The sequence below is a fragment of the Streptomyces sp. NPDC043861 genome, assembly GCF_056435905.1.
In genome coordinates this window covers 40,060-50,282 of sequence record NZ_JBWKDP010000019.1, presented here as the reverse complement: position 1 = coordinate 50,282, position 10,223 = coordinate 40,060, and the positions used below count along the sequence as shown (strand labels likewise).

At 70.0% G+C, this 10,223-nt stretch carries 15 protein-coding genes and 1 pseudogene; 9 read left to right on the top strand and 7 right to left on the bottom strand.

The window, feature by feature from the left end; genetic code table 11:
• Positions 1-13 precede the first annotated feature (13 nt).
• From AC068D_RS32490 to AC068D_RS32465, 6 genes and pseudogenes are all read right to left on the bottom strand, one after another.
• Complete coding sequence (locus AC068D_RS32490; RefSeq protein WP_478826721.1) at positions 14-343, bottom strand: Rv3654c family TadE-like protein; 330 nt, start codon at positions 341-343, stop codon at positions 14-16.
• A gap of 41 nt (positions 344-384) precedes the next feature.
• On the bottom strand, positions 385-717 hold the full coding sequence (locus AC068D_RS32485) for a TadE family type IV pilus minor pilin (RefSeq protein WP_478826824.1): 333 nt from the start codon (positions 715-717) through the stop codon (positions 385-387).
• A gap of 82 nt (positions 718-799) precedes the next feature.
• Complete coding sequence (locus tag AC068D_RS32480) at positions 800-1,012, bottom strand: DUF4244 domain-containing protein (RefSeq protein WP_478826823.1); 213 nt, start codon at positions 1,010-1,012, stop codon at positions 800-802.
• Positions 1,013-1,071: 59 nt separating this feature from the next.
• Entirely contained in the window at positions 1,072-1,848 is a 777-nt protein-coding gene (locus AC068D_RS32475) for a type II secretion system F family protein (RefSeq protein WP_478826720.1), read from the bottom strand.
• Positions 1,845-2,642, bottom strand: coding sequence for a type II secretion system F family protein (locus AC068D_RS32470; protein WP_478826822.1), 798 nt, complete (start codon positions 2,640-2,642; stop codon positions 1,845-1,847). Before AC068D_RS32470 ends, AC068D_RS32475 begins: the two co-directional genes overlap by 4 nt.
• A gap of 47 nt (positions 2,643-2,689) precedes the next feature.
• Positions 2,690-3,262 (bottom strand): annotated as a pseudogene (locus AC068D_RS32465) (ATPase, T2SS/T4P/T4SS family); the annotation flags it as partial.
• A 42-nt stretch (positions 3,263-3,304) separates the two neighbouring features.
• On the opposite strand from AC068D_RS32465, the gene AC068D_RS32460 reads away from it, so the two are divergent.
• Entirely contained in the window at positions 3,305-4,798 is a 1,494-nt protein-coding gene (locus tag AC068D_RS32460; protein ID WP_478826719.1) for a recombinase family protein, read from the top strand.
• Here the strand turns inward: AC068D_RS32460 and AC068D_RS32455 are convergent.
• Positions 4,795-5,664, bottom strand: a complete 870-nt coding sequence (locus AC068D_RS32455; RefSeq protein WP_478826718.1) for a helix-turn-helix domain-containing protein — start codon at positions 5,662-5,664, stop codon at positions 4,795-4,797. The genes AC068D_RS32460 and AC068D_RS32455 overlap by 4 nt on opposite strands.
• Positions 5,665-5,843: 179 nt before the next feature.
• On the opposite strand from AC068D_RS32455, the gene AC068D_RS32450 reads away from it, so the two are divergent.
• The 8 genes from AC068D_RS32450 to AC068D_RS32415 all read left to right on the top strand — a co-directional run bounded on the left by AC068D_RS32450 (position 5,844) and on the right by AC068D_RS32415 (position 10,206).
• Positions 5,844-6,050 carry a helix-turn-helix domain-containing protein gene (locus AC068D_RS32450; RefSeq protein WP_384851579.1) on the top strand — a complete coding sequence of 69 codons (207 nt, stop codon included), beginning with the start codon at positions 5,844-5,846 and terminating at the stop codon, positions 6,048-6,050.
• Between the two features lie 101 nt (positions 6,051-6,151).
• Complete coding sequence (locus tag AC068D_RS32445; protein WP_478826717.1) at positions 6,152-6,466, top strand: hypothetical protein; 315 nt, start codon at positions 6,152-6,154, stop codon at positions 6,464-6,466.
• Positions 6,463-6,984, top strand: coding sequence for a hypothetical protein (locus tag AC068D_RS32440; RefSeq protein WP_478826716.1), 522 nt, complete (start codon positions 6,463-6,465; stop codon positions 6,982-6,984). The genes AC068D_RS32445 and AC068D_RS32440 overlap by 4 nt, the downstream gene beginning before the upstream one ends.
• Positions 6,981-7,214 carry a hypothetical protein gene (locus tag AC068D_RS32435; protein ID WP_478826715.1) on the top strand — a complete coding sequence of 78 codons (234 nt, stop codon included), beginning with the start codon at positions 6,981-6,983 and terminating at the stop codon, positions 7,212-7,214. The genes AC068D_RS32440 and AC068D_RS32435 overlap by 4 nt, the downstream gene beginning before the upstream one ends.
• On the top strand, positions 7,211-7,369 hold the full coding sequence (locus tag AC068D_RS32430) for a hypothetical protein (protein ID WP_478826714.1): 159 nt from the start codon (positions 7,211-7,213) through the stop codon (positions 7,367-7,369). Before AC068D_RS32435 ends, AC068D_RS32430 begins: the two co-directional genes overlap by 4 nt.
• Entirely contained in the window at positions 7,366-7,668 is a 303-nt protein-coding gene (locus tag AC068D_RS32425; RefSeq protein ID WP_478826713.1) for a hypothetical protein, read from the top strand. The genes AC068D_RS32430 and AC068D_RS32425 overlap by 4 nt, the downstream gene beginning before the upstream one ends.
• A 79-nt stretch (positions 7,669-7,747) precedes the next feature.
• Complete coding sequence (locus AC068D_RS32420; RefSeq protein ID WP_478826712.1) at positions 7,748-8,608, top strand: toprim domain-containing protein; 861 nt, start codon at positions 7,748-7,750, stop codon at positions 8,606-8,608.
• On the top strand, positions 8,605-10,206 hold the full coding sequence (locus tag AC068D_RS32415) for a YfjI family protein (protein ID WP_478826711.1): 1,602 nt from the start codon (positions 8,605-8,607) through the stop codon (positions 10,204-10,206). Before AC068D_RS32420 ends, AC068D_RS32415 begins: the two co-directional genes overlap by 4 nt.
• The last annotated feature ends 17 nt before the right edge of the window (positions 10,207-10,223 follow it).

The following is a 10,223-nucleotide window of genomic DNA, read 5'->3' as shown; positions in this document are numbered from 1 at the left end:
TCGGCCGGCGAATTCAGTTGCCGGCCACTGGGCCGTCCGGGGGACTCGTACGGGCATCCGGGGGCCCGGCACGGGATCTGACTTCCGGTGCATACGGTCCGAATGCCGCGCCGGCCGTCACATCGGCGACTTCGCCATCCACCGCGCATCCGACCATCAGCGCCCCCTGGGCGCGGGCGACCCTGGCTGCCGCGTCGCAGGCGGGCCCCGCCCCCTCCAGCGCACGGTCCGCCGCGGCAAGCGCCGCCAGATCGGCCGCGGCACCGGCGCGGTGGCGGGCGACAACCGCCTGCCCCAGGGCCAGGACCACCGCGAAGACCACGCATATCGCGCACGTCGCCATGGCCACCCAAACGGTCGCCGATCCCCGGTCGCGCCCCGACCTCACGGCGTGTCTCTCCCCACGGTGTCCTCCGCGAGCGCGGCGGCCTCCGCGGTCAGGGTCAGTGCCAGCGCCCCCGGTCCCGGTGCGGGTGCCTCCACCCGTACCCGCCAGAGGTCGCCGTCCCGCCCGAGCGAGACACGGGCATCGCGCGGGGCAGCCGACCGGGCTGCGGCAAGCGCGGCCGGTTCCGGCTCCGACCTTGCGGCCGCCCGCGCCCCGGCCCTGGCGGCGTCCACACACTGAATCTGCATGGACGCCGCCATCAGTGCCCAGACCAGCGCCATGGTGAACACCACCAGTGCCGGAACGGCCACCGCCGCCTCCGCCGTCACGGAGCCCCGGTCGTTCGGCGGCGCCGGCCCGCCCACAGGATCAACCACAGGGCCGAAACGGTGCGTCGGCTCAACCGCGGGGTCAGAACTGCGCATCGAGAGCCCTGCCGATCACCGACTCGAGCGCCTTCGAGACCGTCCCGCTGGTCACCACCTTGTAGAGCACCGCGGCGAAGGCACACGCCGCGATCGTTCCCATCGCATACTCCGACGTGGTCATCCCCGCATCGGTACGCATCCGCACCCGAGCCGGCCATGGCCGAGCCAGCCGCACCCGAGCCGCCCACTCCGCCATACGCGCCATGAACCTCATGCCAACTCCCTCGATTTTCGCTGCAGTTGCCGCTTCGGTCGTCATCCCGGCTGCCCGCCCAGCAGTCCGCTCGCGAGGCCGACCACCACCGGGGCCACCCCGATGGCGAGGAACGCAGGCAGAAAACAGAGCCCCACCGGAGCCGTGATCAGCACCTGGGCGCGCTGGGCCCGTGCCGCGGCACCCCTGGCCCGCTCTGCCCTCAGCCCCGCGGCCAGCCGCGCAACCGGCTCCGCCGCCGGCGCACCCGATGAACCGGCCCGCTCCAGACAGCGGGCCAGCGCTGCCGCCCCCGGTATCTCCCCGAACCTCCCCCAAGCCAGGGCGGGTTCGCTGCCGAGCCGCAGTTCCGCAGCCGTTCGCGCGAGACGGTCACCGACCGGGCCTCCCAACGACTCGCCCACGGCTTCGGCGGCCTCGCGCGGCCCGGCGCCGGCAGAGGCACAGGCCGCCAGCAGGTCGGCCGCCAGTGGCAGTTGCGCCGAGGACGAGTCCTCGCCCTCCGCCGCGTCACGCATCCGTCCCCGCTGCCACCGCCAGAGGCCGTACGCCCCGGCGGTACCGAGCAGACATCCCGTCACGCCGCCCACCAGGACCAAGCCGACGAGCAGCACACCCGCCGGGGGCGCCCATTGCCGGCCCCACGCCCCGTACGGGTACGCCCGCCTGGGCCGTCTCCGGTACTCCACCGCCAGTAGAGCCGTGATCCGTCTGCGCACCTGCCGCGCGCGCCGCCACTCCGTCGTCACATAGACGAGCCAGGCCATTGCGGCCGCCACGAGGACCGCCCCGGGGAGCCGGCTGAACTCACCGATCACGGCCGCTCCCCCGCTCGCACGATCCGCGCCGCCCAGCACACCCCGGCGGCCTCGAGCAGCCCACCCGTCAACAGGCAACCGACCCCTACAGGGGTGTGCAGCAGCACCCGCAGCGGATCGGCTCCCAGCGCCCAGCCGAGGGCCAGTCCCACCACCGGCAGCAGCGCCAGCACCAGGACCGTCGACCAGGCCCCGGCCAATTGAGCTCGCAGACCTTCCCTTTGATCGCGCTCGGCGCGAAGTGCGGCCTCCAGACGGTCGAGACCGGACGCCAGCCCCGCCCCTCCGTCCACGGACACCAGCCAGCAGGCGGCGAGTCCGGCCAGTCCGGCAGCACCGGGATCACGGGCGGCTCGTCGCAACTCCGCGGGCACATCGCCGCCGAACCGCGCGGCCGCAAGCACCGCGGCTTCGGCCGCGCCCAGCGCCCCTGTGGCCCGTGCGACGCTCAACAGCGCCTGCCCGGGCTGACGCCCGGCCCGCAACTCGCCCGCGACGCCGACGCAGAGCGCGATCACCGCATCCGCCTTGCCCTCCGTCGCCCGCTTCCGTTCCACGGCCCGCAGCCGTCGGCCCAGCAGCGGCACCGCGACAGCGCCCAGGACCAGCGGAAGCACGGACCGGCCGAGCACCGCGAGCAGCAGACCCACGGGAAGACACAGCCATTCCCGACGAATCCGCCGCACCGCACGTCGCGCCCGCTCCCGGTCCCACCCGGCCACGGACTCCGCCCCGCCGCCGTGCGCAAGCACCAGCCCGGCCCGGCGCTCGCCCCGCTCCCCGCCCCCCGACATCCATGCCGCGACTCCCGCGCAGACCGCGGCGCACAGGGCCACCCCGGTCACCACGCGCCCCCGATCAGCCGGCGCAGCCGCTCCCAGCCCTGCTCCCGCGCAAAGCCCGCGGCGTCCCACCGCAACGCGGGAACGGTCACCACCAGCCCCGCCGCATCCCGCTCGAGCACCTGGACCTCGGCAATCCGGCGACGACCGTCCCGGCCCCGCACAAGATGAACCACCACCGACAATGCGGCGGCCAACTGGCTGTGCAGCGCGGCCCGGTCGAGACCGGCGGCCGTGCCCAGGGCCTCCAGCCGTGCAGGCACATCGCCGGCCGTATTGGCATGCACGGTGCCGCAGCCGCCCTCGTGCCCGGTGTTCAACGCGGCCAGCAGATCGGTGACTTCGGCACCCCGCACCTCGCCCACCACCAGCCGGTCCGGGCGCATGCGCAGCGCCTGGCGCACCAGGTCCCGGAGGGTGACCCGGCCCACACCTTCCTGATTGGCCGGGCGGGACTCCAGCCGCACCACGTGCGGGTGGTCGGGCCGCAGCTCTGCCGAGTCCTCGGCGAGGACGATCCGTTCGCCCTCACCGACCAGACCCAGCAAGGTCGACAGAAGGGTCGTCTTCCCGAACCTGTGGATAAGACACCGCTATTGCGGCACACTCAGACCATGAAGACGGTCAACACGCCTGCCGGTCAGCGCACACGGGCAGTCATCTACGTCCGTATCAGTCAGGACCGGACCGGCGCTCACCTCGGCGTCGACCGGCAGCGCGAGGACTGCGAGGCCCTCGCCGAACGCAACGGCTGGGATGTCGTCGAGGTGTACGTCGACAACGATCTGTCCGCGTACAGCGGCAAGCCGAGACCCGGCTACCGCCGGATGCTCCAAGACCTCGACCAGGGGCAGGCCACGGTCGTCATTGCCTGGCACACCGACCGGCTCCACCGCTCTCCCACCGAGCTCGAGGAGTACATCGATCTCTCTGAGCGGCGGGGCATCAACACCCACACCTGCCAGGCCGGGCCGATCGATCTGTCGACACCGTCCGGCAGGATGACCGCGCGCATCCTCGGCGCCGTCGCCCGGCATGAATCCGAGCACAAAGCCGAGCGTGTCGCCCGGGCCCGGCAGCAGAAGGCGAAGGCCGGCGCCTGGGGCGGCGGGATCCGCCCGTTCGGCTGGGGCGTGCCGACTGGCGAGACGGAGAAGAAGCTCGACAAGGACGGCAACGAGACTGAGGTGCCCGTCCTCGACATGGCCAGGCTCGTTCCAGAGGAGGCCGCAGCGATCGAGCATGGCACGGACCTGATCCTGTCCGGCGGATCGATCCGTGCCTTCACGAAGTGGCTCACTGACAAGGGCTTCAAGTCCACGCGCGGCAATCCGATCCCCGAGAGCCAGGCCCGCGACCTGCTGGCGCGCCCGAGGAACGCCGGAATCGCCGTGTACAGGGGCGAGGAGATCGGCCGTGGCGCCTGGGAGTCGATCGTCGACGAGGCGCGCTTCCGCGGCGTCGTGGCGATCCTGGATGACCCCAACCGGCGCACCACCCCAGGGCCCACCCCGAAATGGTTCGGCTCGATGATCTACCGGTGCGGCGTCGACGGGTGCACGAGAACACTGAAGTGCACGAAGGCGGGCGGGGCGAACCGGCCCAGCTACCGGTGCCCGACCCAGCACGGCGGCGGCCGCAGGGCGGACAAGCTCGACGAGTACATCGAGGACCTCATCGTCGAACGCCTGTCACGCGACGACGCGCACGAGCTCTTGCTGCCCGGGCCGAACGACGTGGACGCCGCGCGGCTGCAGGTGGAGAGCGAGCAGATCCGGCGCCGGCTCACCGACCTGGCCGCGCTGTTCGGCGCGGGGCAGATCGATATCGCCCAGTTCACCGAAGGCAGCGACACTGCCCGGGCCCAACTTGACGGGGTCACCCAGCAGCTGGCGCGGGCCGCACAGGTGGACCCGCTCGTCGGCCTGGTCGGCGCACCCGACGTGGGCAAGGCATGGAAGGCACTGGAGCTCGAGCGCCGCAGGTCGGTACTGCGCGCGCTGCTGTCGGTCACCGTGCGGCCGGCCCGGCCGGGCCGAATGCCCGACGGCGGCTACTTCGACTACGAGACCATCGAGACTGAGTGGAAACGGAAGGCTTGCCACTAACCATTTTGAGCCTGCACGCTTACCCGCATGATCTCCTCGTCACCTCGTGCGGCGCGGAGTGCATCGATACGTCCGAGCAGGTAGTGGTACTGCCTCTCAAGTTCCATTTGCATCGCCCTGGATTGACGGAGGCGCATTTCGGCAAAGTCTAGCCTCTCGCGCGCTGCATGAACATCGCGAACAGCTGCATTCACCTCCGCGCCAGCTGCCGAAATGCGCCGCTCGATAGCCTTTGCCTCGACGGCGAGCTCGTCTTCTGCGGGAACTACTTTCATCCGCTCGTCCGTGCCCGAGAAGGCGGACCCCACAAGGTCCAGAACCGTGGTTCCTAGCGCCTCGGCCAGCAACTCCGCCTCTGCCGGCCTAACCGCGCGCACACCTCCTTCGATCTGAGCGAGGACTTGCTGCTGAAGGTTCCCGCCGAGCTCCCTAACTCGCTGCGCAAGATCTTCCTGAGACAGCGAAAGAGCTTTCCTCTTGCGTTTCATTTGGCGGACGAAACTGTCCTCGGCCATGTAGCCGGATAGAACGAGTTCCTCATCCACGTTGTGGAGCCGTGGGTCGCTCAGGGTTGCCGCACCCGGCTCCGAGAAAAGGGCCTCTTGGCTCATCGCAATCCTCGGCTCGCCGCCCTCGAGGATCTGCTCCATGCTGCCCCGCGCCCACCCGATCGCTTCCTCAATCAAGGTAAGCGATTGCGGCCACCTAGCCCGGGGCGTTCTGCCCTCCTCGGCAATCTGAATGCTCTTCTCAGAGACTCCAGCAATCTCGCTGAGCCTCTTGCGGCTGTAGCCGAGCGACTCCCTCGCCTCGCGGATCTTGAAACCTAGCCGGCTCCAAGCGTTGGGATCCCGCGTCAGGGACATCACGCGCTCCTGTCATTGATTGGCAACGCTCACAGCCTACGACTTTGGCATCGACACCGGCTCGTGTCCACCACTCTGGCTACGTCACCGTGCACTTTGGCTACAACTTGCCTACGTTTCCAAAGATTCTGGCGTCAACACTTGGCATCGAGCCCAGATGGCGGGTACCGTTCCGGACCATGAAGACGAACGGACTTCTGATCCGTCGACGCCGGATCGCGCTCGGGCATGGCATGAACCGCTTCGCGGCCATCGCCGGAATCAGCGGGCCCGCGCTCAGCCGCATTGAGAACGGGCAGCGTCAACCCCGCCCCGAAACCCTGAAGAAGATCACCGACGCGCTCGGCTGTCAGATCGCCGACGTCGCGCCTGATGAGGCGGCATGACCGCCCGTGCGGCTACCGCCGCAAACGACGACAGCGCCGGGTACCAGCCGGCGCCGCCTGTCGAGCAACTCAACAGATCTCAGCAGATCGAAGGAACGCTCATGTCCAACGTTACGGCAACGACGCCGGCGACCACCAGCGGCCAGCCCGCTATCACCATCGACGCCATCTTCGACACCCCGGTCGAGACGCTGCTCTCCCGGTACGACGTGGCCCTATACGAGTCGGAGATCACCGACCGGGAGTTCTACGGCGCCGTCGTGGTGCGCGGCGGGCGGATCTCGCTGCTGCTGTCGCCGGACCGCACCGAGTTCGAGCGGGATTTCTTCACCCGCTACCTGATCTGCCGGGCACTGGGTGTCGACATGACGCCGCTGCCCGAGCCCTTCGAAGTCCTGCAGGAGGCGCAGGCATGAGCGCGCTCGCCAACGCCTCCTATGACGCGATCCTCGACTCCGACACCCTCACCGGGGAGCAGCTCATGCAGCTGATCAACCGAGGGGGACGCGATAGCGGCCCGTGGCTGCTGGCCACCGCGTACACCGAGAAGAAGATCAGCGACCTGACTCTTGCCGGACTCATCGGCAGCGTCTGGTCCATGGCCGACCGGCCGGACCAGGAACTCAGCCACGACGAGTGGCGCTGGCTCTTCGACGTGGCCGGGTTCACCGCCGACGAACGTAAGGCCCGCCCGTCGGAACCGATGCGCCTGTACCGCGGCTCTGTACCCGAGCGGCGCACCGACTGGTCCTGGACCTACAGCATCTCCGTCGCCGCCAAGTACGCGGGCGGCAAGGTCACCGGCCGGACCCTCGGAGGCCTCTGGGTCTGCGAGGTACCGCCCGCGCACATGCTCGCGATCAACACCCAGCGCGACGAGGACGAGATCGTCGTCGACACCCGCGGGCTCAACATCCGCGAGGCGCTGCGGTGACCGCCACAACGAACGCCGCGGCGGCCGGGGGCATCGAGTCCCCCGGCCGCCCGGCCTGGCGCGAATGCCGCCAATGGGACGGCATGCAGGGCCAGCACTGCAAGCAGGTCGACGGCGTCCGCCTGTACGTCCCGGGCTACCGCTGTCCGGCCCACACTCCGAACGCCCTGCAGGGCAAGCCCGAGACCCCGCCCGGACCGGGCTGGCCCATCTACTGGGAGGCGAAGTGAGCGAGCACGAGAAGGCCTCCCGCCCCGCCCGCCCGCCGGGCTACTGGGAGCGGATCGACCGCCTTGTGTCCGAGGCGCCGCCCCTGACCGACGAGCAGCGTGTCATCATCCGCGCCGCATTCACCCAGCCCGCCGAGAACCGGGAGGCAGCGTGACCACGGAACAGAACCACGAGCCCGGTCGCTGGCCCGTCGACGAGCCGATCGACCTCGAGCAGGTCGACGACCAGGCTGAGCAGGCCCGCTTTCACGTGACGCTCGGCGCGGTCCGTGCGGACCTCGACGACCAGGCCGAGCAGCACCTCCGGCTCGCTGCCGAGCAGGCCCGGTTCCACGTCACCCTCGGCGCGGTCCGCGCCGATCTGGAGGCGCAACCGTCCGCCAAGTGCGTGCGCGCCGCGGCACGCCGCTGGTGCAACGCCATCGCCGCGATGGCCGACGAGATCGCCGCATGACCGTCGGGTGGGCGCACTGGGGGTGCGCCCACCGACCACGAACTTCCATGCCCCAGCTCGCAGAAGAGAGCCCCCGTTCGTGAACGACAGCATCGCCTTCAACCGGCTCGCGGATCTGCTCCGTGACATGGGCGCGCCCACTCGTTACCAGGGTGGCGCGCTGCGCACCGTCGGACTCTGTCACGGCGGTGACTCTCCCAGCACCGTGGCGATCCGCCACGGCAGCGGCTGTGCCGTCGTGTACTGCCACAAGTGCCAGGGCAACGCTGACTTCCTCGCCGCGATCGGCTGGACGGAAGCCGACCTGTTCGACGAGCCGCTGCTCGAACGGGCACGCGCTCGACCCGCTGACGACACGTGGATCCCGTGCGGAGAGCGCGGCCACAAGCGTGTCGCCCAATACGTCTACCGCGACGAGAACGGCACCACGGTCCACGGCGTAACCCGGTGCGACCACAAGTGCTTTGCCCAGTGGCGACCCGACACCGGCGCCAAGTCGGGGCGCCGCTGGTCCCTCAACGACAAGCACGGCAACCGGCTCGTCCGTACCGTCCCGTACCGGCTGCCCGAGATCCTCACCGCGAAGGTCGCCGACCGGGTCATCTGGATCGCCGAAGGCGAAAAGGACGTCCACGCCCTCGTCGACCACGGCCTGGTCGCCACCTGCAACGCCGCCGGGGCCGGCCGCTGGACCGCAGAGCACGCCCAGTTCCTCGAAGGCGCCGACGTGACCATCGTCGCCGACCGCGACGAGCCCGGGCAGAAGCACGCGATCCAGGTCGTCGACACCCTCCGCGAAGTGGCTCGCTCCGTGTACGTCGTCCAGGCCCGCACGGGGAAGGACGCCGCCGACCACTTCGCTGCGGGACACGGCGACGCCGAATTCGACCAGGTGTGGGCGCCCGTCCCTCACCCCGACGACCCGGCGGTGACGCAGTGACAACCGCCCCCCAGTGGAAACCGAACATCGAAGCGCCCTCATGGGACACCGGCATACACCCCGAGGACGCCAAAGGCTGGGACGAGCCCATGCCTTTGGACCCTCCGCCCGCGCCACCGCTGGACGCCGCCAAACTGCGCGGCATCGGACGCATGGCCCAGGCCGTCTCCGACAGCCTGCAGGTGCCCGTCGACCTCCCGGCCTGGCTCGGTATGGCCGTCGCCTCGACCGCGATCGGTGGGCGCCGCACGGTCAGCCCCAAGCCCGATTGGGTCGAGCCCGTCACCCTCTACACGATGCCCGTCGCGGCGCCCGGCGAAATGAAGTCGCCGGCCCTGTCCCTCATGGCCAAGCCGATCTTCGAGGAGCAGAAGCGGCGGCGCGAGGAAGACAAGACTGCTGTCGCCCGCGACCAGCAGGACCGGCGCATCGCCGAGGCCTGCGTGTCCGACGCCGAGTCGAAGGTCATCAAGGCCAGCGACCCGGACAAGCGGAAGTCGATGCGCGCGCTCCTCGACGCCGCGCGAGACGACCTCGAACTCCTCGGTGAGCCGAAGGTGTTCACGCAGCTCATCGCCGACGACACCACGCCCGAAGCGGCGACTGACGTGATCGCCGAGCAGGGCGAGCGCCTGGCAGTGCTCTCCACCGAGAGCTCGTTCCTCGGCAACGTCGGCGGTCGGTACAGCAAGAACGCCAACCCGGAGATCGTGCTAAAGGCATGGAGCCACGAGCCGCACGCCGTCAACCGCAAGAGCGGCCGGCCTCTACTCCTCGAACGGCCGAACCTGTCCCTCGGCCTGGCCGTACAGCCCGGCTTCCTGACGGGCATGGGCGAGACCGGCGACGTGTTCGAGGCCCGTGGCCTCATGGCCCGGTTCGTGTTCTCGATGCCTGCCAGCCGGGTCGGGGAACGCGTGTACGACACGGACCCGATTCCGCCCAGCACGAGCCATGAGTGGGGCGCTCGGATCAAGGCGATGATGGCTGCGATCTGGGACGACGAGGAATGCCGGGAGATGCAGCTCGACCGGGCGGCGAAGGCGTCGTTCCGCTCGTTCTGGGAGGCACTCGAGCCGCGCCACAAGGCGCATGGCGACCTGGCAGCCATCGAGGGCTGGGCGAAGAAGTTGCCCGGCCAGGTCCTGCGGATCGCTGCGGTCCTGACCCTGTTCGAGAACCCGGCTGCCGAGATCGTGCCCGGTGACGTGATGGATGACGCTGTCTCGCTCGTCCCGTACCTGATCGCGCACGCGCGCCTGGTGTCCGACCTGATGTCGTCCGAGCGGCAGTCGAAGCTCGGGCCCGCCCGCGCCGTCCTGGACTGGCTGCGGCGCAAGGGAGTTGAAGGCCGGTTCTCCGCCGGGGACGTCGAGAAGGGCGTTCGGGGTCAGGCCTGGTGCACGGAGATGGCCGATGTGGACGACGCGATCAACGTGCTCATGGAGGTGGGGTGGCTGCGGCAGATCGACCCGCCGGAACGGAAGGAGGGGCAGAAGGGGCGGCCGCAGAAGCCTCGGTTCGTGGCACATCCGGACGTTCAGGGCGTGGAGAGCCGGGTTATCTCCATTAATTCCATGCCTCGGGGTGCCGCGTGATGAGGCCAGGGATTACT

Excerpts from the sequence above, each read along its gene's own strand:
- AC068D_RS32490 (WP_478826721.1), bottom strand. The coding sequence starts at position 343 with ATGGCGACGTGCGCGATATGCGTGGTCTTCGCGGTGGTCCTGGCCCTG.
- AC068D_RS32480 (WP_478826823.1), bottom strand. The coding sequence starts at position 1,012 with ATGGCGGAGTGGGCGGCTCGGGTGCGGCTGGCTCGGCCATGGCCGGCT.
- AC068D_RS32470 (WP_478826822.1), bottom strand. The coding sequence starts at position 2,642 with ATGTCGGGGGGCGGGGAGCGGGGCGAGCGCCGGGCCGGGCTGGTGCTT.
- AC068D_RS32460 (WP_478826719.1), top strand. The coding sequence starts at position 3,305 with ATGAAGACGGTCAACACGCCTGCCGGTCAGCGCACACGGGCAGTCATC.
- AC068D_RS32455 (WP_478826718.1), bottom strand. The coding sequence starts at position 5,664 with ATGTCCCTGACGCGGGATCCCAACGCTTGGAGCCGGCTAGGTTTCAAG.
- AC068D_RS32450 (WP_384851579.1), top strand. The coding sequence starts at position 5,844 with ATGAAGACGAACGGACTTCTGATCCGTCGACGCCGGATCGCGCTCGGG.
- AC068D_RS32445 (WP_478826717.1), top strand. The coding sequence starts at position 6,152 with ATGTCCAACGTTACGGCAACGACGCCGGCGACCACCAGCGGCCAGCCC.
- AC068D_RS32440 (WP_478826716.1), top strand. The coding sequence starts at position 6,463 with ATGAGCGCGCTCGCCAACGCCTCCTATGACGCGATCCTCGACTCCGAC.